Origin of the sequence: Ochrobactrum sp. EDr1-4, assembly GCF_049199085.1 — a bacterium.
In the GTDB taxonomy this organism is placed as follows: Bacteria; Pseudomonadota; Alphaproteobacteria; order Rhizobiales; family Rhizobiaceae; genus Brucella.
In genome coordinates this window covers 125,278-147,006 of sequence record NZ_JBLZOF010000003.1, presented here as the reverse complement: position 1 = coordinate 147,006, position 21,729 = coordinate 125,278, and the positions used below count along the sequence as shown (strand labels likewise).

The following is a 21,729-nucleotide window of genomic DNA, read 5'->3' as shown; positions in this document are numbered from 1 at the left end:
TGGGTTGCGGTCAATCGTGTTTTTGCATAGTCCAAAGCTAAACGCCCATGGGATCGCACATCGGTGCGGCATGTTCAACAAGCAGGTATTTAAACAATGACGATTCTTGTGACAGGTGGTGCCGGATACATTGGTTCGCACACATGCGTTCAGTTGATCGAAGCAGGTCATGACGTTGTTGTGGTCGACAACTTTGAAAATAGTAGTCCGGAATCGCTTCATCGGGTGGAGAAAATTACAGGGCGTGCGCCGATCCGTGAGCCTGGAGATATCCGTGATCGTGCCTTGCTGGAAAAGATCATCACACGGCACAAATGCTCGGCAGTCATCCATTTTGCTGGATTGAAAGCCGTGGGTGAATCGAATGAAAAACCGCTGCATTATTATGACTGTAACGTGCTGGGCACCTTGCGTCTTTTGCAGGCAATGGAATCGACCGGCGTAAAGACTCTCGTGTTCAGTTCGTCAGCGACAGTCTATGGCGATCCGCAAAAGCTGCCGATTACTGAAGATCAGTCGCTTTCTGCAACTAACCCTTATGGCCGCACAAAGCTCGTGGTCGAAGATATGCTACGCGATCTCTATAACAGCGATAACAGCTGGAAAATTGCGATTTTGCGTTATTTCAATCCTGTTGGTGCGCATGAAAGTGGTCTGATTGGCGAAGACCCAAAGGGAATTCCCAACAATCTGATGCCGATCATTGCGCAGGTGGCGACTGGTCGCCGGGAAAAACTCAATGTCTGGGGCAATGATTATTCGACGCCAGACGGAACTGGCGTTCGTGATTATATCCATGTCGTTGATCTGGCTGCGGGTCATCTCAAAGCATTGAAAAAACTTGATGATCCTCAGTGCTTTTCAGTCAATCTTGGGACCGGGCAGGGCTATAGCGTGCTTGATGTGGTCAAAGCTTTCGAGCACGTCTCAAACCGCGAAATCAAATATGAAATTTCTCCTCGTCGTCCGGGCGATGTGGCCGAATGCTATGCCGATCCGGCCTTTGCACGCGATTTTCTAGGCTGGACTGCGCAGAAGGATTTGCGTGAAATGTGCAGGGATATGTGGAACTGGCAGTCCAAGAATCCAAATGGATACGAACCAGACTGATTATGCTCGGCTTCCCGCAAATGTGAACCGATCAGCTGCTTTGCCTATCCTTTAGTATTGTACCAAAGTCTGATTGGACTATTACAACAGGGAAGAGAGCTGACCAGTTTGCGGCCTGAAGGTTCTACGCGAGCTTATTAAGGACTATCGAGATAATGCGTTTTCTACCGGACAAATTCACCTGTATGTTGATTGCAACCATTGTGCTTGCGTCATTTCTTCCAGTGCAGGGTGATTTTGCCGAGTGGTTTGGCATAGCGACCAAAATCGCTGTTGGGCTCCTGTTCTTCCTGCATGGTGCACGTCTATCGCGTGAAGCTGTCGTTGCTGGCGTCACGCATTGGCGTTTACATCTGGCCGTTGCGCTTTCAACATTTGTGCTCTTTCCAATTCTGGGTCTTCTTGCTGGCTGGACCATTCCGGGACTGTCGCAATCGCCATTCTATCTGGGCATTCTCTATCTCTGTGTTCTGCCTTCGACTGTGCAATCGTCGATTGCTTTCACGTCGATGGCGGGTGGGAATGTATCAGCGGCCATTGTTTCAGCATCCGCATCCAACATTTTCGGCATGTTTTTAACGCCTTTGCTTGTTGGCCTGTTGTTTGCAGTTAAGGGCGGCGGTGGAATTTCCGTAGATGCACTTGAATCAATCTTGCTGCAATTGCTCGCGCCGTTCGTACTTGGCCAGATTCTTCAGCCATGGATCGGCAATTTTATGCGTCGTCACGGCAAGTCGTTGGGCCTTGTCGATCGCGGTTCAATCCTGATGGTCGTCTATCTCGCATTCAGTGAAGCGGTTGTTGAAGGCTTGTGGCACAAGGTTTCGTGGAACGATCTCAGCGTGATGATTGGCGTCAATATCCTGCTTCTGGTTATCGTCATGCTCGCCACCTGGTATGGCAGTAAATGGCTTGGTTTCAATCGCGCCGACCGGATTACGATTATGTTCTGCGGCTCCAAGAAAAGCCTTGCCAGCGGAGCGCCGATGGCGAGCGCTATTTTCATCGGCGCTGATGTGGGTAGCATCGTATTGCCGCTAATGCTGTTTCATCAAATACAGCTCATGGCCTGTGCTGTGATCGCGCGAAAACTTGCCGATCATAAACCCGCATCCAACACGGTAACGTCGGCAGCAGAATAGAACTGTTCTTGCTGTCAAAGCGTTATAAGGTTAGGAGGGCAGGAGGTCTCAAGAAAAGGCAATGCATATGTCCGAGCAGAACGGCAAATCCACTGATACAGAGTCATTTGATCAGGAGGCTTTAGCAGAAGCTTACAATCAGGCACTTGCGCTGGAAAAAGCTGGCGATTTGGATGCTGCCGCGCTGGCTTATCAGGCCGTTCTTGAAATCGATCCCGAGGATCACGGTGGCGCTGCTGTGCGTCTCGCCAGCATGGGACGTGGCGCTGTCCCGTCCAAAGCGCCGGATGCGTATGTATCGACGTTGTTTGATCAGCATGCTGAAATGTTTGATACAATTCTTGTCGATCAGCTCGGCTATGATGTGCCGTTGCAATTGCGTGAAATGCTTCTGGAAATGGATGAAGAGTTTCAGGCTGAGAGAATGCTTGATCTCGGCTGCGGAACTGGACTTTCGGCTGATGCGCTGGATGACATGGCTGACCACAAAACCGGTGTTGATATCTCCGAAAACATGATCGAAGTCGCCTATGAAAAAGGTGATTATGATGCACTGTTTGTGGGCGAAGCTGTACGCTTTCTTGAAGAGACCAAGGAGGACGCCTGGGATCTGATCGTCGCCACAGACGTGCTGCCTTACATGGGTGATCTTGAGCAGTTCTTCGCTGGCGTGGCTGCACATTTGACATCTGGCGGCTACTTCAGCTTCTCAAGCGAAACACAGTCTGAAAAGCGATTTGCCGGACGTAATTTCATGGTCGGCGATTATCAGCGCTTTGCACATGCTCAGACATATGTAAGTTCGCTTCTATCTAAGCACGGTATTGAATGCATCCGCTGCGAAGATATCGTTGTGCGTAGTGAGCAAGGTTCGCCAGTGCCTGGGCATCTTTATATCGCCAAACGCAACTGATCTTAGAACGGTCGGTATAATTTAGTTCCATAAGATAGATTATGCGATTATCCTATGTAGCCGGGTGGGTTCTAGTTTGAAGTGCGACTTGCAAATGATAACAATGAGTTATCGAATGCAAGGAACCTGTCATGGACCGCACCTATTCGCATATTGATCTGGATGGACGTCGCAGAATAGAACTTTGCTGCGCAACTCAGCGTCAAATAAACAAAACCGAATAAGCGTTGCTCATCCGGTTTCGGTGTAGCTCTAGATTTTCTGGCCTACATCAATACGATTGCCGTCCGGGTCTTCAAAAACAAAGGCTCGCAATCCATAGTCCTTATCCTGCAAGCCTTTTATGATCCGCATTCCGCTCTGCTTACATATTGTGTGTAGAGCGTCGACATTTTCCACCAGCATATGAGCGATGTTGAAAGTTGCCGCCTTATGCTCTTTTTGCAGCGATAAATGCAATTCGGCGTTCTCACGGCGCAGGATCATAAAACCCACCGGATTTCCGTTCTCAAAGACTTTTTCAAAGCCCAATACATTCATGTAAAAACTACAGGCCCGGTCCATATCTTTAACGGGAATCATAACTGCAATTCGTCCGAAACCGACATTCTGATTAGCGACATTGTTCATCGCATAACCTCTGTTTGCGAAGGCCTTGCCTTCAGGAAGACGGTGCTGCTGAAAGAAATGCGCTTCATTGTTTTTATGAGAAGGACGGTGCCAACGCCCTACTCCTACTTTGTTTTCATTTGCTTTGGAACTCGTCTGTGTTGATTAAGATCATTTTCCGGCTGGTGTATTTTGATATAGCTGCTGTGAGTTGATCTAAGACGAAAGCATGCGTGTAATAGCTGACTGCTTAGGCTATTACCTCTATGCGCCGACTCCGAATGCCAGTGTGAATATCCCTGCACGGAGAACGTTGTTTCCGGTCTTTTGGACTGGTCTGCAAGGAAGGTAATTTACATGTTGGAAGCTCGTATCAGGAATACATCTCTGCGTGATAAGATCATCACCGCGGAGGAAGCAGCAAGCCTGATAAAAGATGGCATGATTGTCGGTATGAGCGGTTTTACCCGCGCAGGTGACGCCAAGGCCGTTCCTCTCGCAATGGCAGCGCGCGCTGCGGAAGACCCATTTCAGATCACTCTGATTACTGGTGCTTCTTTGGGCCATGACGTTGATAAGATACTGACAGAAGCCCATGTTCTGGCACGACGTATGCCGTTTCAGGTGGATCGCACGTTACGCGCTGCGATCAATCGCGGCGAAGTGATGTTCATCGATCAGCATCTGTCGGAGACTGTCGAGCAACTGCGTTCCAACCAGATTGGCCCGATTGATTATGCGGTTGTGGAGGCTCTGGCGATCACTGAGAATGGCGGGATAATCCCGACTACCTCCATCGGTAATTCTGCAAGTTTTGCAATTCTTGCTGAGAAGGTGATTGTTGAGGTGAACCTCAATCAGCCATTGGCGCTGGAAGGACTGCACGATGTGTATATTCCGACGAAGCGCCCTTCCCGAGATCCGATCCCTGTGACGGCTTGCGATAGTCGTGTCGGTTTGCCCTATATTCCAATTCCGCCAGAGAAGATCGCTGGCATCGTTATTACCCATGAAAATGATAGCGCATCTACGGTTGAGCCTGCCGATGGCGAAACGATTGCGATTGCTTCCCATCTGATAAAGTTTCTTCTTGATGAAGTCGAAGCTGGTCGTCTTGATCTGACACTTAATCCTTTGCAGGCCGGTATCGGCACAATTGCAAATGCAGTTCTGAATGGTTTTGCTGAAAGCCCATTCCATAATCTGCGTATGTATAGCGAAGTGTTGCAGGATAGCACTTTTGATTTATTTGATGCTGGCAAGTTGGACTACGCATCGGGTTCCTCAATCACTTTGAGCCCAGCTTGTGGCGAACGAGTGTTTAACAACATTGACCGCTATCGGGACAAGCTAATTTTGCGCCCCCAGGAAATTAGCAATCATCCCGAAGTCATTCGCCGCCTTGGCATTATTGGTATCAACACAGCGCTTGAATTCGATATCTACGGCAATGTGAATTCCACACATGTGGATGGAACGCACATGGTGAACGGTATTGGCGGTTCCGGTGACTTTGCACGCAATGCCTATATCTCGATTTTCGTCAGCAAGTCTGAAGCGAAAAATGGCGCAATTTCTTCAATTGTACCGATGGTTACCCATGTTGACCATACCGAGCACGACGTTGATATTCTTGTCACCGAACAGGGGCTCGCAGATCTGCGTGGACTTGCGCCGCGCGAACGCGCTAAGCAGATCATAAATAATTGTGCGCATCCAGACTATCGCGGTCAATTGAACGATTATTTTGATCGTGCGTGCCAGCGCGGGGGGCATACCCCTCACCTGCTTGAAGAAGCATTCAGTTGGCATAGCCGCCGCAAAGAGACTGGCTCAATGCAGGCTTAGCAAAAGCCGCGACAAGAGCTAAGGTTGGGCGACTAAAAGCGAGATCGACGCTTTGAAAATTATTTGGATCGGCGGCGTAAGTCGCCGATTTTGTGGAACCTTATTCTGATTTGAACGTTAACCGGCATATCATCTCTGCATCTGGGATGATGGAGATCGGGGACAGTTTCAGGCTCTCACATGAGCCGCACTTCCCATATTATATGCACTTTCGGCATCGCGATGGAACGGCCGTCGAGAGTGTTCATAAACCGCCGTTCCGGGAAGGGTTCGACTGCCTATGTCTATCCTCATTAGCCTTCTGATAACAGTTCTTGTTATCTTTCTCGTCCTGTATCTCATCAATATGCTGCCCCTTGATGGCAAGGTGAAACAGATTGCTCAAGTAATCGTTATTATCATCGGTATAATATCGCTTTTGAAGTATTTGGCAGTCTTCTAAAAATGTGATCCCATTTTGTTATTTTAAAAGGGGCGTCTTAGGACGCCCCTTTTGCCTGTTAATTATAGTCACATAAATTAGACATATGTTAAAAATTACATTTTGTGTAATTTTTATTAAATACTGTTGCCGTGCGAATGATGTTTAGGTAGTATAATTTCCACCACCTTAGATTGCGCTACTAATGATACGAATTTATCAATAATTGCATATGGGCGGGGACGTAACTTTCAGTATTGGTGCTCTTCTCCTATAAGCCCCCTGACGATTAGGTCTGTTCATAGAGGGTTCAGAAACAGGCACATAAATATCTTCGGCGGGTTTGGGGAGTTTTTAGGCATGAAGACGGCTTTATGGAAAGCAGCGTTAATAACGTTGTATGTGGTTCTATTTTCCGTCGGCGTTAGCTTTCTCGTTGGATTTGTCTCTGGATCTTTGCCTGGTCGTGTCGCGATTGCACTTAGTACCGGCATTCCATTGGTGACGGCGTTTCCATCTCTTGCTTACATTTTCATTCAGCATAGTAAGCTCGGTGAAGCTTACTCACAGCTCGAAAAGGCGCATAGCGAGTTACAGGCGCGCTCGCGCGTCGATCATATGACCGGGCTGCTGAACCGCGAAGCATTGTTTGATGCTATGAAAATCAGCCGTTCGCGCATTGAAAGTGGAACACTGCTGGTTATCGACGCCGACCATTTTAAGGCGATCAATGATACATTCGGGCATAGTGTCGGTGATCGTGCACTTAAACTCATTGCCTTCGCACTTCAGAACGTAACACGCAAAGGCGATCTTGTCGGTCGTATCGGCGGCGAAGAGTTTTGTGTCTTCCTTCCGGGCGCCACAGGCGAAACTGGTATGCGCGTTGCGCAGAGAATACGTGCAGAAGTCGAACACACGCCATTTCATGCAACAGAATATCAAATATATCCGCTCACCATCAGCATTGGTGTAGCATCGGCTCCGAAGAACGAAACCAATTCTCAAGTGTTAAGCCGCGCTGATCGTTGCCTTTACATGGCCAAGCAGCGCGGTCGTAATTGTGTCGTTTTTGATGAGGAAAGCGGTCGTATTACGAGCGCATCGGTTGTATCGATCACCAACGGACGCGAAGTTGCCCGGGGTTAATTACTATTCCCAGGGAGTAACTTCTTCTTCTGACCATCCTACAGGAACAAAACCCATTCTCTGATAGAGTTGCAGCGCGCGCGGATTATCGAGCGTATTGGTATGAATTGCCACTTTTTGCGGGTTGTGTGACCAAGCGGTTGAAATGGCTTCATTTAGGAAAAACTTGCCAAGCCCCCGCCCCTGATAGTCCGGCATAAGACCAAAATACAGAACCTCGGCCGTCTCGGGAAGCGCAGAAAGATCAAGCTCTAAAAGACCTGCTGGATTACCGTCTGCATAGAGAACATGAATATCGGTTGTTTCTGCATGAATCGCCGCAGCCACTTCCGCGTCGCTTTGCATGCGGCGCATCATCCAATGATGCTGACGTCCGACCTGCTCATAAAGGTAGCGATAGAAATGCACCGGCGTTTGTGTTGAACGCATCAGTGCAAGGCGCAGGCCAGATGGCACTGGAGCCGACAGTGCCGGGCGCGCTGTCATTTCCAGATGGGTCACTCTGGCAATCAGTTTTTCAGCCATGCTTAATCTGCTTCGCCGGTCACCACGGGCGTATCCTGCCTGCTGCCCCATTCGCTCCACGAACCATCATAAAGTCGATTGTCCTCATGGCCTAGCGACGTCAGCGCGAGTGTGATGACAGCCGCCGTCACGCCAGAGCCGCAGCTTGTGACAACCGGCTTGTTGAGATCGACCCCTGCATCGGCAAAGATTTCACGCAGGCTATTGAGGCTTTTCAGTTTGCCATTCTCAGACAGCGTACCGACCGGGACATTACGCGCGCCCGGCATATGGCCTGAGCGCATGCCTTCACGTGGCTCTGCATCGCAACCTGTGAAGCGGCCAGCGGCACGTGCATCTGCAATTTGCGAGCTATGTTCTTCCACCACCTTGCTCATCTCTTTGAAGCTGACGACTTTGGCTTCATTGAATGATGGCGTGAAAAGTGTTGCTGCGATTTTGGTGACTTCATTGGTGATGGGGAATTCCGCGGCCTTCCAACCATCAAAACCGCCATCGAGAACCAGAACGTTCTTCACACCCATGACGCGGAACATCCACCAAACGCGTGGTGCCGAGAACATGCCGGGGCCGTCATAGACAACGACTGTTTCATCCGCCGTAATGCCCATTGCACCGACATGGCGTGCAAAAAGCTCTGGCGATGGCAAAGTGTGCGGGAGGCCGGATTCCTTATCCGCAATTAGATCCTGATCGAAAAAGACCGCCCCCGGAATGTGCGCTGCATCATATTCATCGCGCCCATTGCGACCGGCTGCGGGCAAATACCAGGATGCATCCACGATTGCGAGACCCGGCTCGCCCAATCGGGCTTTCAAATCATCGCGGGAGATAACAAATGCGCTTTTATCGGACATGATTGCTCCTGAATTTATGAGAGTGGTGCATTGCCAAATCGAATGCGGAAACGCCGGTTTTCCTTGCCCTTCTTTTCGATTTTGCCAATGTGGATTTCACCCACTTCCTGTGTGTTAGAAACGTGTGTTCCGCCGCAAGGTTGCGAATCCACCGAGCCATTTTCACCGATAACAACCAAACGAAGGCGTCCGGCACCCACAGGTGGCCGAACATTCTTTGACTTCACAATGTCTGGATTGGCGAGAAACTCTTCGTCGGTAATCCAGTGGAGGCTAATCGGTTCACTGGCATTGACCAATTCCATAAGCTTCTCTGTGACGAGTTCTTTTGTGTAGCTCGCATCTGGCAGATCGAAATCGACACGACTTTCCTCTTCACCAACGGCGGCGCCAGTAATTGGAAATGGACAGGCTACGGAAAGCAGGTGGCAAGCCGTATGCATACGCATCAACTTGAGACGACGATCCCAGTTGATATGTAGTGTAAGCTTTTCGCCTATAGCGGGAACCGCCTGCCCTTCGGCTGGCACATGAATGATTTCGCTTTTGTTTTCGCCCGTAACGGTTGCAGCAATCTCAATGCGCGAACCATCAGAGCGTTCAAAATAACCAGTATCGCCCGGCTGGCCGCCGGAAGTGGCATAAAAATTTGTCTGGTCGAGAATGATGCCGCCGGTATCTGTCACAGCCAAAACCGAACCCTCCGCGCTTTTAAGATATGCATCTTCGCGGAACAAAGCTTCGGTCTCATATGCCATGGTCAGTCCTCGTAAGGTATGTGAATTTCAGTTTTCGTTTCCAGCCAGCCCGGCACCGGCAAGTCTTTGCCGCGCAGGAAAGCCGGATTAAACAGTTTGGACTGGTAACGATTACCATAGTCGCAAAGCACGGTCACGATGGTGTGGCCCGGCCCGAGATCTTTTGCAAGGCGGATCGCACCGGCGATATTGATGCCTGAAGAACCACCCAAGCAGAGCCCTTCGTCCTGCACCAGATCAAAGACAATATCGAGCGCGTCAGCGTCGCCGACGCGGTACGAAAAATCGGGCGTAAAGCCATCGAGATTGGCCGTGATGCGCCCCTGCCCTATGCCTTCGGTGATGGAATCACCCTCTGATTTCAATTCGCCTGTCGTGTAGAAGGAATGAAGTGCTGCGCCATGAGGATCAGCAAGCGCAATCTTGATATCGGCATTCTTGTCCTTGAGGCCAAACGCCGTGCCCGCCAGTGTGCCACCTGAACCAACAGCCGAGACGAAACCATCAACCTTGCCATTGGTATCGCGCCAGATTTCCTGCGCAGTTGTTTCAACATGCGCGATGCGATTGGCAACATTATCGAACTGATTGGCCCAGACTGCACCGTTTGGCTCGGTTTTGGCCAGTTGTTCGGCCAGACGACCGGAGAGACGCACATAATTGTTCGGATTGCGATAAGGTGCTGCAGGAACCTCAATTAGTTCAGCACCAAGAAGGCGCAACGCATCCTTCTTTTCCTGGCTCTGGGTTTCTGGAATAACAATCACTGTGCGATAGCCAAGTGCCTTGGCAACAAATGTGAGGCCGATGCCGGTGTTTCCTGCTGTACCTTCAACGATAACGCCGCCGGGCTGCAGAAGCCCGCGCTTTTCGGCATCGCGAATAATATAGAGCGCCGCCCGGTCCTTAACCGACTGGCCTGGATTGAGAAATTCGGCTTTGCCGTAAATCTCGCAGCCGGTGACTTCGGAAGCCTTTTTCAAACGGATCAATGGCGTATTGCCGATAGCGTCGAGTGCCGAATTGAGCATGGCTTCTATCCCTCTGGTTAAGACGAAACTATGTGGAAGTATGCTGATCTTCAAGCAAGCGAGGAATAATTTTCCGTGTGAAACTGCAATTGCAAACTGGTTAGTATCAATGAAACGAAAAAACCGCCCTGTTGAGGGCGGTTTAAAGGAAATGTCATTCTGACAGATTACGCAGCGCGCTGACCACCACCGCCGCCACCTGGACGACGCTTCCGATGGAATGGACGCTTTGGCTTTGCAGCAGCTTCACCACTTGCAGGCTGCGCAGCTGGTGCTGAACGGTGCTCGCTAGACTTTGCCATCTTGTGAGCCGGACGACGATGCTTCTGCGGAACACCGTTTGAGCCGGGTTTGCGATCAAAGCGTGGCTTGTCTTCCGCATCATCAAACTTTGCAGCCGGTGCAGGTGCAAGCTTAACAGGCGCTTCCTTAATGGTCAGCTTGTTACGCGTCACACGCTCAACGGCGCGCAGCTTTGTGTCTTCCGTTGCGGCATCATAAAGCGTGATCGAAGCGCCGCTTGCGCCGTTACGACCGGTACGGCCAATACGGTGCACATAGGTTTCTGGCTCATCTGGCAGATCGTAATTGACGACATGGCTGATACCAGGAACGTCAATGCCGCGGGCGGCGATGTCAGTTGCGACCAGAATACGAAGCGTGCCATCGCGGAATCCGTTCAGTGCGCGCTGACGGGCATTCTGTGATTTGTTGCCATGGATCGCAGCAACATCAAAGCCATCGCGTTCGAGATGACGCACAACAGCGTCTGCGCCGTGCTTTGTGCGCGTGAAGACGATAACCGACTTCATGCCCTTGTCAGCCAGCAGACCAGAAAGCAGACGGCGCTTGTCTTTGGTCGGAACCGGATGCACAACCTGCGTGATTTCCGCAGCAGTTGTACCCTGTGGCGCAACTTCTACACGGATTGGATCGCGCAGCAGTGTCTGTGCAAGCGCTGCAATTTCCTTTGGCATGGTTGCCGAGAAAAGCGCAGTCTGACGGTTCTTATGCGTACCCTTGGCAATGCGCTTGACATCATTGATGAAGCCCATGTCGAGCATGCGGTCAGCTTCATCGAGAACCAGCCAGCGGGTTTCCGAAAGATCAATGCAATTTTCACGTACGAGATCGGTCAGACGACCGGGCGTTGCGATAAGAACATCAACGCCGCCCTGCATGCGCTTGATCTGGCTCAGACGCGATACGCCACCCAGAACGAGTGCTGTCGAAATATGGGCCTGCTTGGCCACAACGCGGATCGTTTCTTCGATCTGCACGGCCAGTTCGCGGGTTGGTGCAAGGATCAGCGCGCGTGCAGTCTTGCCCTTGCGCTTGTCACCAAGTGCAATGATTTTCTGCAGGATCGGCAGGCTGAATGCGGCTGTCTTGCCGGAGCCAGTCTGTGCAATACCCAGAATGTCGCGGCCTGCCAGCTGATGTGGAATAGCCTCGGTCTGGATTGGCTTGGGCTCGGTCATGCCAGCAGCTTCAACGCCTTTGAGCAGCACGCCAGTAACGCCAAGAGCGGCAAAGCCGCCAATATTTTCAGTTGTCAATTTAAACTCTTTCGGCGGCACCACATGATTGCGGTCCGCTTTAAAAACTTCGGACAAGCGCAACTTGCCGAACGGGAATTTCTTGGATGTACGACGGGACGCCGGAAAAAAATCCGGTCGACTTGCGCTGCCGTGCCCGAAACCAGCCGGGTCTCCCCTGCTGTCAGACCATTCTGACTGCAAGAGGCGAGACGCAACAAGTCCGATTCCGGGAAGACTGAAAAAGTTCAGTCCATGCGCCTGAGCCGCCATATGGGGTATTATGCCCCAAAAAGCAAATGAATTTTGTTTTTGGAACTATCAGATAATGAAATCTGCAAGCACCTGATTGTCGGTGATGTCCTGATAAGCCCAGCCCGCTTCGGCAAACTTCTTTTCAAGAATCTTAAAATTTCCGGCATTCTTCGTTTCGATGCCGATCAGCACCGAGCCAAAATTACGCGCAGACTTCTTCAAATATTCAAAACGGGCAACGTCGTCTTCCGGTCCAAGAAGATCGAGGAACGAGCGCAAAGCGCCCGGACGCTGCGGAAAACGGAAGATGAAATATTTCTTCAAACCTTCATAGCGAAGTGCGCGTTCTTTGACGTCTGGCAGTCGTTCAAAGTCGAAATTACCGCCCGATACGACGATGACAATACGCTTGCCTTTGATTTCGCTTTTCTTGAAATCCTTGAGCGCATCAATACCAAGAGCACCGGCAGGCTCGAGCACAACGCCCTCAATATTGAGCATTTCAACCATTGTTGAGCACAGACGGTTTTCCGGAACTGTGATCACAACGTTTTTGTCGAAGCCTTTGAGAAGCTTGAAGTTTTCTTTGCCGATTTCGGCAACTGCAGCTCCATCAACGAAATTATCAACGTGTGAAAGTTTGATACGCTTTCCCGCTTCAAGGCTACCTTTAAGGCTTGCAGCGCCCTGCGGTTCGACAAAGCGATAAGACGCTTTCCAGCCGATGCCATCAAAATACTGTGTGACGCCTGCTGACAGACCTCCGCCGCCAACTGGCAGAAACACAAAATCCGGCTTTTTGTTATCAGGCAACTGCCGTTCGATTTCGAGTGCGACGGTCGCCTGCCCTTCAATGATGCCCTGATGATCAAATGGCGGTACCATTACACCGCTATTCGCTGCGGCATATTCCTGTGAAGCAGCATAGCAGACGTCGAAAATATCGCCGATGAGTTTGATTTCGATAAATTCAGCACCGAAAGCGCGTGTTTTGTCGATTTTTTGCTGCGGCGTCGTCACGGGCATAAAAACCACGCCCTTGCGGCCAAAATGGCGACAGGCGAAGGCAAAGCCCTGTGCGTGATTGCCAGCCGACGCACAGACAAAAACTGCATTTTCGTCTGTTGTCTTCACTGCGCGCGAAATGAAATTGAAAGCACCACGTATTTTATAAGAGCGAACTGGCGTCAGATCTTCACGCTTAAGCCAAATCTCTGCGCCATATTTCCGTGAAAGATAGTCATTGAGCTGCAATGGTGTCTCTGGAAAGAGCGCACGCATGGCGGTTTCAGCTTGAACTACGGCTTTAACGAAGGCGTTCATCGGTCGGCTTTCTGCATTCACAATACTATTTTCGCATGGCTACATGGCTTTCGCGCCGCAAACAAGCGCGAAACGCAAAACATGAGTAAAATAGTATTGTTTTATCAATGAAGACGGGTGGTGCGGTCGGCGGGACTTGAACCCGCAAGCCTAAAAGGCGACGGATTTTAAGTCCGTTGCGTATACCAATTTCGCCACGACCGCAGCTAAGACTTTCTATGTCATGATTTGTGAAGCAAATTCAAGCGGTTTTGAGCAGTTGTAACAACTGGTTTTCATGACAGTGGAAAAAAATTAGAAAATAGCCCGCAACGTTTTTGTTGAATAAAAGTTATATTGATAACAATCAGTCGTATGCGGGGTCTCCACTTTGAAAAACACAGAAAACCAGTTGCAGCTTTCATCTGCCGGGGATTAACTGTGCATATACAGAATGGAGTCTGGGCATGACGAATACCCCGCAGCAGGCCGTGACGGCTGCAATGCTTGCTATTGGCGACGAACTTCTCTCAGGACGTACAAAAGATAAAAATATCGGTCATCTCGCCGATGTGATGACGGCTGCCGGTATTGATCTCAAAGAGGTTCGTATCGTTCCTGATGATGAAGACGCCATCGTTACAGCGCTCAATGCTTTACGCCCCGGCTATGACTATATTTTCACGTCGGGCGGCATCGGCCCTACTCATGATGATATTACCGCCGATGCCGTATCGCGCGCTTTTGAAGTGCAGTGCATCTATGACGAAAAGGCTATGAAACTCTTGGCTGATAATTATGCCAAGCGCGAACTTGAGTTCACCGACTCGCGTAAACGCATGGCGCGTATGCCACAAGGATCAGAGCATATCGATAACCCGATATCTGCTGCACCCGGCTTTCATATTGGCAATGTTTATGTGATGGCAGGTGTGCCGTCGGTGTTTCAGGCTATGCTCGACAATGTTTTGCCGACGCTGAAAACTGGCCGTAAACTTTTATCCAAAGCTGTGCGCTGTCCATTTGGTGAAGGTGTTATCGGCGCACCGCTAACAGCAATTCAGAAAGAAAACCCGGAAACAATAATCGGATCATATCCGAAATTTGAAAATGGTCGTTTCAGCACCGAATTGGTTGTTCGTGGCAGTGATGAAGCAAAAATCGACGTGGCGGTTGCTGCAATCGAAGCGATGATTGCCACATTGCAAGAACAAGGTGCGGCGTGAAGGTAATAGTTATTACCCAAGCGCAACCACCATCATATGTTAGAATGAAATATAGCCGGAAGGAGATCTGATATGTCCTACAAAACGGTCGTGGCCTATTCCCGCAGCGAGGCAGAACTGAAGCGGATTTTGTCTGCAGTTGCTCTTCTGACGCGCAGAACGCATGACATTCATGTCATCGGCCTTTATTCTGTTCCCTCGCCCATCGTGTATGCAGATCCCAATGGTTTTATCGATCCGGGCATGTTTGAGCTGCATGATAAGCAGCACAAAGAAATATCGGAGCATCTGAAAGCGCAGTTTGAAGATGAAATGCGCCGTCAGGGAATCAATCATGAGTTCCGCATCACGCGTTCTGAAACCGGAACTGCTGCCGATGGTGTGCTAACCTCGTGCCTCGGCGCTGAATTGCTGGTAGCAGGTCAGCCCGATCCGGATGATCCAGCAACCAATGATGAAACAGCCGATACGCTGGTGTTTAATTCCAGCTGCCCTGTTTTGCTGGTGCCTCATGCGCCCGTCGTTGCCATGGAAGCCATTGATCGCATTGTGGTTGCATTTAATGGCAAGCGGGAAGCATCGCGCGCAGCATTCGACGCTTTGCCTTTCATGAGACATGCAAGCCGCTCGGAACTGGTTTGGATTGATCCACCAGAGCGCGAAGGTGAAGACGAAGCGCTTGCAGGCAGCGAACTGGCCGAAGCCTTGTCGCGGCATGGGGTGGATGTGAGTCTCACTCCGCTTGCATCCAATAGTCGTAGCGCACAGGATGTGCTTCGTGAGCATATCATCGCGCATCGCACCGATCTTCTGGTGATGGGCGCATATAGCCATTCGCGATTGCGCGAACTGGTTTTCGGCGGTGTTACCCGTTCGATGTTGAACGACCTTCCCATCCTGACCCTGTTCTCACGCTAAGAATAATTATAGCGCCGGTCCGTTTTATGCGGTCCCGCGCTATATTTTTGGCCTTAAAAGGACGTGGGGTCTCACGCCGCTCTTGCGCAAAAGGTCTTTTTGCGGTTATCAGCATCACCCGGCGCTGACTGTGCCGGGCGGAGAGCCTTTCCTTCTTGTGCAGCATGCATATGAAATGCTGTGCGCGCATTAGGGAAAGCGGCAGATCCAGACAGTTCAGCGCGAATGGCACCCGTCATCGCGCATTTTTGGTTTGACAGATCCGGAGTGAAACTCCCGGATTTTCCATGGAGCGTTTCGATGTCGTTGCCTGATAAAGCCTTTCCCGTTTCCTGGGATCAGTTCCACCGTGATGCCCGTGCGCTTGCCTGGCGCATTGCTGATATGAATCAGGAATGGCGCGCTATCGTGGCCATTACCCGTGGCGGCTTGGTTCCAGCAGCTATCGTTTGCCGTGAACTCGGCATTCGTTTGATCGAAACTGTCTGCGTTGCATCCTATCACGATTATACATCGCAAGGCGAAATGGAAATTCTCAAAGGCATCAGCGCACCGCTTCTCGAAAATGGCGGCGAAGGCGTGATTGTCGTTGATGACTTAACGGACACCGGCAAAACCGCCGCTATCGTACGCGAAATGATGCCGAAGGCGCATTTCGCTACCGTTTATGCTAAGCCGAAAGGCCGCCCACTCGTCGATACTTTTGTAACGGAAGTCTCACAGGATACGTGGATTTATTTCCCGTGGGATATGGGCTTCACCTATCAGGAGCCAATCGCTGGCGGAAAACGCGGATAAACGAAAATAAATGAAAGTCGATTGCGGTGGTAAAGCTGCCGCAATCGCACTATATTGAAAGTCTGCCGAAATTGTATGGAGGCGTGACTTCAAGCTATTTAGCTAAAGCGTTGCGTTTACTAATTTAAGCAAGGCCTTAAAAATAAAAGCATTTTAAGCTTCTTATCGAAAGACCCTGTCAAACAAATCCATTGTTATTTTGGCGAATCAATCCATTCTGTTTTGAAAATGGTGGGACTTTCGCGGTGAAAACACAGGCTAAAAAATTTGTTGCAACGGAGAAGCGTATTCTGACGCCTTCTGGTCGTTTGCAACAAGTTGCGGCTCTTGTTTACCGCTTTGAGGCCGGCGAACGGCAAATTCTCGTCATTACCAGTCGTGGAACGGGCCGTTGGGTCATTCCTAAGGGCTGGCCGCAAGTGGGCCGTACCCTTGCTGAGACGGCTGCGCGTGAAGCTTATGAAGAGGCTGGCGTGCGCGGGGAGATTTCATCTCATCCGATTGGCAGCTTTGATTATTGCAAAAACGATCTTCCGCCGGAATGCATCAATCAGTTTACGGTGGCAGTTTATGCTTTGCACTTCGTCGAGCGTGCAAAAGATTGGCCGGAGCGTGAGCAGCGTATCTGTGAGTGGGTATCCCCTCGTCAGGCTGCGGAGCGTGTGGATGAAACAGATCTCAAGCGTATTTTGCTGGGTTTTGACGGGTCGCTTACGGCTATTGCTGCTGAATGATGGCTTTGCCAGCGCCACAAGTCGCTATTTCGTCAGATATTGCCTCGATATAATGGCCGGTGTTGCTGATTGGCATGTGTCACCGCATTATTTGAGCTGACATTCATATATCTGTCATTCTCCCCGTTATCCACATTTACCCCCAGAGCTCGATCACAATATCTAGCGCTCTAAGCCATATGGTAAACCAAAGCTTGACGCTCATGTCCGAGTCGTTTTTTATGAAACGGTCGTTGCGTAAGTGGCGTGGCCGAGCGTGAAGTTATGTCGGCCTTTTCTTCAATTTAGTCGGTTGAGTAACGGGCGTTGCGTAGATAATACGTTTATCGCACGAGATTTTTTGCGTCTGAATTTCAGATACTTAGCCTAGTGGAAAGATTTCTGTTTATTGGTGCTGATGTCGGATTAATACTAGATTTAGTATTTTCAATCATGATAACATACTAGATAAGCAAAAACCTTATCCGTCAGCATGTATGAATGAGTCTAGAACTGGCCTCATGGCTGGAACGTTGATCATGCCCTGTTTGAGGCATTTGATCGAAAGAATCCTTGAGGAGATCGCTCCTCGATATGATTGCCCTCCCGCATTGGGAGGATGTTCGAAACGAATATGCAAGACGCCGGTTGTGGCTCGTGTGACAAGGCTGAACTCGGGCTGAAATTGATCAGTCTGCTACTATATATAGAACGTTTGGATGGGACAGATGAAGATCGAACGCCGTTTTACGAAAGAAAACCAGTCAGCTTATGCGGAGATCGAATTTCGCACAGCGACGAGTGAGATCAAGAATCCCGATGGTTCGGTGGTATTTCGCCTTGAAGGCATCAATGTTCCGGCACAGTTCAGCCAGGTAGCAGCCGATATTCTAGCGCAAAAATACTTCCGCAAAGCCGGCGTCCCTGCCCGTCTTAAAAAAGTTGAAGAGAACGATGTCCCATCGTGGCTCTGGCGTTCGATCCCGGATGAAGATGCTCTGGCGAAGCTGCCGGAAGAAGAGCGTTTTGGTTCCGAAATGGACGGCTGTCAGGTTTTCGATCGCCTCGCGGGAACATGGACCTATTGGGGCTGGAAAGGCGGCTACTTCAACTCTGAAGAAGATGCGTCGGCTTTCCGCGACGAACTGGCTTACATGCTGGCGACGCAGCGCGTGGCGCCAAACAGCCCGCAATGGTTCAACACTGGTCTTCATTGGGCTTACGGCATTGACGGTCCGGGTCAGGGTCACTTCTATGTTGACTGGCAGACCGGAAAACTGACGAAATCGAAATCCGCTTACGAGCATCCGCAGCCACACGCCTGCTTCATCCAGTCTGTTGGCGATGATCTGGTAAACGAAGGCGGCATCATGGACCTTTGGGTCCGCGAAGCCCGTCTGTTCAAATATGGTTCTGGTACAGGCTCCAACTTCTCGCATCTGCGTGGCGCTGGCGAAAAGCTTTCGGGCGGCGGCAAGTCTTCCGGCCTGATGAGCTTCCTCAAGATCGGCGACCGTGCGGCGGGCGCGATCAAGTCTGGCGGCACAACACGCCGCGCAGCCAAGATGGTGGTTGTTGATGTCGATCACCCGGATATTGAAGAATATATCGACTGGAAGGTGAAGGAAGAGCAGAAAGTTGCTGCTCTTGTCACTGGTTCCAAGATCGTCAAGCAGCATCTAACTGCAATCATGAAGGCTTGCGTCAATTGCGAAGCCGATAATGACGACTGTTTCGATGCATCGAAGAACCCTGTTCTTAAGCGCGAAATCAAGGCTGCTAAGAAGAACCAGGTACCTGAAAACTACGTCAAGCGCGTCATTCAGTTTGCGCGTCAGGGCTATACGGACATTGAGTTCAAGACCTATGATACCGATTGGGATTCAGAGGCCTATCTGACTGTTTCGGGCCAGAACTCGAATAACTCGGTTTCACTCAAGGATGAATTCCTACGCGCTGTTGAAAATGACGGCGACTGGAACCTGACCGCGCGCCGCGATGGCCGTGTGATGAAGACGCTGAAAGCCCGCGATCTTTGGGAAAAGATTGGTTATGCGGCATGGGCATCGGCTGATCCGGGTCTCCACTTCAACACCACAATGAATGATTGGCACACCTGCCCTGCGGCGGGTCCAATTCGCGCATCCAATCCGTGCTCGGAATATATGTTCCTCGACGACACGGCTTGTAATCTGGCGTCGATCAACCTGCTGACCTATCGCAATAAGGATGGCTCGTTCGACATCGAAGCTTACGAGCACACCGCGCGTCTCTGGACGATGGTTCTCGAAATCTCGGTGATGATGGCGCAGTTCCCTTCCAAGGAAATCGCCCGCCTCTCCTATGAATATCGCACGCTTGGTCTGGGCTTCGCCAATATTGGCGGCCTACTCATGACGTCCGGCATTCCATATGATTCCGACGAAGGTCGTGCGATCTGTGGTGCGTTGACTGCAATCATGACCGGCGTTTCCTATGCGACATCTGCGGAAATGGCCAAAGAACTTGGCGCATTCCCAAGCTATGAGCCAAATGCTCAGAGCATGCTACGTGTTATCCGCAATCACCGTCGTGCTGCTTATGGCGAAAACGACGGCTATGAAGGTCTGGCCGTTAATCCAGTTGGTCTGATTGCCGAAGATTGCCCTGATCAGGACATGATCACTCACGCACGTGCTGCTTGGGACAAGGCGCTGGAACTCGGCGAAAAACACGGTTACCGCAATGCACAGGCAACCGTTATCGCGCCGACCGGCACGATTGGCCTCGTCATGGATTGCGATACCACGGGTATCGAGCCTGATTTCGCACTGGTAAAGTTCAAGAAGCTGGCTGGCGGTGGCTATTTTAAGATCATCAACCGCGCCGTTCCTGAAGCGCTGCGTACACTTGGCTATTCTGAAAGCCAGATCGCTGAAATCGAAGCCTATGCTGTCGGTCATGGCAACCTCAATCAGGCACCGGGCGTCAATCCTTCGACTCTGAAAGCCAAGGGCTTTACAGATGAGAAGATTGAAGCGCTGAATGCTGCTCTGAAGAGCGCCTTCGACATCAAGTTCGCTTTCAACAAGTGGACGCTTGGCGAAGATTTCTGCAAGGACGTCTTGAAGCTGACTGATGAGCAGCTCAACGATTTCTCATTTGAATTGCTGCCAGCAATTGGCTTTGGCAAAAAGGAAATTGAAGCAGCAAATGTTCACGTTTGCGGCGCGATGACCCTTGAAGGCTCGCCCTTCCTGAAAGAAGAGCATTATGCAGTTTTCGATTGCGCCAATGCATGTGGCAAAATCGGCAAGCGTTATCTCTCGGTGGAAAGCCACATCTGGATGATGGCAGCGGCACAGCCGTTTATTTCGGGTGCGATCTCGAAGACCATCAACATGCCAAATGAAGCGACCGTTGAAGATTGTAAGAGCGCTTACTTGCTTTCATGGAAACTCGCTCTTAAGGCGAATGCGCTTTATCGCGACGGCTCCAAGCTTTCGCAGCCGCTCAATGCATCGCTGATCTCGGATGATGAAGACGAAGATGATGCGGTTGAAGCACTGATCGAAGCACCTGCTGCCGCGCGCGCAGTTCAGATCACCGAACGCGTTGTCGAGAAGGTCATCGAAAAGATCGTTCATGAGCGTGAAAAACTACCGAACCGTCGTCAGGGCTACACGCAGAAGGCTGTTGTCGGCGGTCACAAGGTTTACCTTCGCACAGGTGAATTTGGTAATGGTCGCCTCGGCGAGATCTTCATCGATATGCACAAAGAAGGCGCTGCTTTCCGTGCGATGATGAACAACTTCGCCATCGCTGTGTCCCTCGGCCTGCAATATGGTGTGCCGCTCGAAGAATATGTCGAAGCGTTCACTTTCACGAAGTTCGAGCCTGCTGGCATGGTCATCGGCAACGATGCGATCAAGACAGCGACATCGATCATCGACTATGTGTTCCGTGAATTGGCCGTGTCCTATCTTGGCCGCAACGATCTTGCGCATGTCGATACGAGCGATTTCTCGAACACTGCACTTGGCAAGGGCATTCAGGAAGGCAAAACCAATCTCGTTTCAACCGGCTGGACACGTGGCTACAAGCCAACGCTTGTGTCGAACACACAGTCCGGTACGGAACCGAAGGGTTCGGTCACATCGGCACCACAAGGTTCCAATGTTACCACGCTGAAAGCTTCTGCGGCGCGCCCGGCAGCGGTTGGTTTGATGACCGAAGGTGCGACAGCGTTGAAACGCGAGTTTGAACAACAGCCAACGCAAGCACCGCAGCAGGATAATGTTGCAGCAACGGAACTGTTTTCTGACAAAGCAGCTGCTGATGCAGCATCTGCCCGTGCAGAAACGACCAATGCAGCCAAAAAGCTTGAAGCAGATCGTCGTATCAAGTCGATGATGCAGGGCTATACGGGTGATAGTTGCTCTGAATGCCAGAACTTCACTATGGTTCGCAATGGCACCTGCCTGAAATGCGACACCTGTGGATCTACGAGCGGTTGCAGTTAATCTGAAGTTCAATTGAATATAAAAAGCAGGCCGGATCATTCCGGCCTGTTTTGTTTTGGTACATTTGAATTATTTTTCCTAAGCAGCAGAACTCAGAAAAAATTATATTAAAAA

The 21,729-nt window shown here is 50.5% G+C and carries 18 protein-coding genes and 1 tRNA gene; 11 read left to right on the top strand and 8 right to left on the bottom strand.

What is annotated here, in order from left to right; translation table 11 throughout:
• Positions 1-96 precede the first annotated feature (96 nt).
• From galE to ACOZHT_RS11725, 3 genes are all read left to right on the top strand, one after another.
• A complete protein-coding gene (galE, locus tag ACOZHT_RS11735) occupies positions 97-1,110 on the top strand; it encodes a UDP-glucose 4-epimerase GalE (protein ID WP_339508777.1) in 1,014 nt (337 codons plus the stop codon).
• 155 nt (positions 1,111-1,265) lie between these two features.
• Positions 1,266-2,252 (top strand): bile acid:sodium symporter family protein, encoded by a 987-nt coding sequence (locus ACOZHT_RS11730; protein ID WP_339508776.1) that lies wholly within the window; start codon positions 1,266-1,268, stop codon positions 2,250-2,252.
• Between the two features lie 67 nt (positions 2,253-2,319).
• On the top strand, positions 2,320-3,165 hold the full coding sequence (locus ACOZHT_RS11725) for a class I SAM-dependent DNA methyltransferase (RefSeq protein ID WP_339508775.1): 846 nt from the start codon (positions 2,320-2,322) through the stop codon (positions 3,163-3,165).
• 252 nt (positions 3,166-3,417) lie between these two features.
• On the opposite strand, the gene ACOZHT_RS11720 is transcribed toward ACOZHT_RS11725, so the two are convergent.
• The gene (locus tag ACOZHT_RS11720) at positions 3,418-3,795 is read right to left on the bottom strand and encodes a glyoxalase superfamily protein (RefSeq protein ID WP_339508774.1); all 378 of its coding nucleotides are present in this window, start codon (positions 3,793-3,795) and stop codon (positions 3,418-3,420) included.
• A gap of 336 nt (positions 3,796-4,131) precedes the next feature.
• Between ACOZHT_RS11720 and ACOZHT_RS11715 the strand changes: the two genes are divergently transcribed.
• The 3 genes from ACOZHT_RS11715 (at position 4,132) to ACOZHT_RS11705 (ending at position 7,192) form a co-directional block, all read left to right on the top strand.
• The gene (locus ACOZHT_RS11715) at positions 4,132-5,622 is read left to right on the top strand and encodes an acetyl-CoA hydrolase/transferase family protein (protein WP_339508773.1); all 1,491 of its coding nucleotides are present in this window, start codon (positions 4,132-4,134) and stop codon (positions 5,620-5,622) included.
• Between the two features lie 280 nt (positions 5,623-5,902).
• The gene (locus tag ACOZHT_RS11710) at positions 5,903-6,064 is read left to right on the top strand and encodes a Thivi_2564 family membrane protein (RefSeq protein ID WP_250040694.1); all 162 of its coding nucleotides are present in this window, start codon (positions 5,903-5,905) and stop codon (positions 6,062-6,064) included.
• Between the two features lie 339 nt (positions 6,065-6,403).
• Positions 6,404-7,192, top strand: a complete 789-nt coding sequence (locus ACOZHT_RS11705; protein WP_339508772.1) for a GGDEF domain-containing protein — start codon at positions 6,404-6,406, stop codon at positions 7,190-7,192.
• 3 nt (positions 7,193-7,195) lie between these two features.
• On the opposite strand, the gene ACOZHT_RS11700 is transcribed toward ACOZHT_RS11705, so the two are convergent.
• From ACOZHT_RS11700 to ACOZHT_RS11670, 7 genes are all read right to left on the bottom strand, one after another.
• Positions 7,196-7,717, bottom strand: a complete 522-nt coding sequence (locus tag ACOZHT_RS11700; protein ID WP_339508771.1) for a GNAT family N-acetyltransferase — start codon at positions 7,715-7,717, stop codon at positions 7,196-7,198.
• A 2-nt stretch (positions 7,718-7,719) separates the two neighbouring features.
• Positions 7,720-8,574 (bottom strand): 3-mercaptopyruvate sulfurtransferase, encoded by an 855-nt coding sequence (sseA, locus tag ACOZHT_RS11695; RefSeq protein WP_339508770.1) that lies wholly within the window; start codon positions 8,572-8,574, stop codon positions 7,720-7,722.
• A gap of 14 nt (positions 8,575-8,588) precedes the next feature.
• Positions 8,589-9,332, bottom strand: coding sequence for an alanyl-tRNA editing protein (locus tag ACOZHT_RS11690; RefSeq protein ID WP_339508769.1), 744 nt, complete (start codon positions 9,330-9,332; stop codon positions 8,589-8,591).
• Between the two features lie 2 nt (positions 9,333-9,334).
• Positions 9,335-10,363: a cysteine synthase A gene (locus tag ACOZHT_RS11685; RefSeq protein ID WP_421565791.1), complete on the bottom strand. Its 1,029-nt coding sequence runs from the start codon at positions 10,361-10,363 to the stop codon at positions 9,335-9,337.
• A 167-nt stretch (positions 10,364-10,530) separates the two neighbouring features.
• The gene (locus tag ACOZHT_RS11680; protein ID WP_421565790.1) at positions 10,531-12,174 is read right to left on the bottom strand and encodes a DEAD/DEAH box helicase; all 1,644 of its coding nucleotides are present in this window, start codon (positions 12,172-12,174) and stop codon (positions 10,531-10,533) included.
• Between the two features lie 48 nt (positions 12,175-12,222).
• Positions 12,223-13,479, bottom strand: a complete 1,257-nt coding sequence (ilvA, locus tag ACOZHT_RS11675) for a threonine ammonia-lyase IlvA (RefSeq protein WP_339508767.1) — start codon at positions 13,477-13,479, stop codon at positions 12,223-12,225.
• 118 nt (positions 13,480-13,597) lie between these two features.
• Positions 13,598-13,683, bottom strand: a tRNA-Leu gene (locus ACOZHT_RS11670).
• A 242-nt stretch (positions 13,684-13,925) separates the two neighbouring features.
• Between ACOZHT_RS11670 and ACOZHT_RS11665 the strand changes: the two genes are divergently transcribed.
• The 5 genes from ACOZHT_RS11665 (at position 13,926) to ACOZHT_RS11645 (ending at position 21,615) form a co-directional block, all read left to right on the top strand.
• Positions 13,926-14,684 (top strand): competence/damage-inducible protein A, encoded by a 759-nt coding sequence (locus ACOZHT_RS11665; protein ID WP_339508766.1) that lies wholly within the window; start codon positions 13,926-13,928, stop codon positions 14,682-14,684.
• Between the two features lie 72 nt (positions 14,685-14,756).
• On the top strand, positions 14,757-15,602 hold the full coding sequence (locus ACOZHT_RS11660) for a universal stress protein (protein WP_339508765.1): 846 nt from the start codon (positions 14,757-14,759) through the stop codon (positions 15,600-15,602).
• Positions 15,603-15,902: 300 nt separating this feature from the next.
• Positions 15,903-16,400 (top strand): xanthine phosphoribosyltransferase, encoded by a 498-nt coding sequence (gene gpt, locus ACOZHT_RS11655; RefSeq protein WP_339508764.1) that lies wholly within the window; start codon positions 15,903-15,905, stop codon positions 16,398-16,400.
• 245 nt (positions 16,401-16,645) lie between these two features.
• Entirely contained in the window at positions 16,646-17,134 is a 489-nt protein-coding gene (locus ACOZHT_RS11650; protein WP_339508763.1) for an NUDIX hydrolase, read from the top strand.
• Positions 17,135-17,841: 707 nt separating this feature from the next.
• Positions 17,842-21,615, top strand: a complete 3,774-nt coding sequence (locus ACOZHT_RS11645; protein WP_421565789.1) for a vitamin B12-dependent ribonucleotide reductase — start codon at positions 17,842-17,844, stop codon at positions 21,613-21,615.
• The last annotated feature ends 114 nt before the right edge of the window (positions 21,616-21,729 follow it).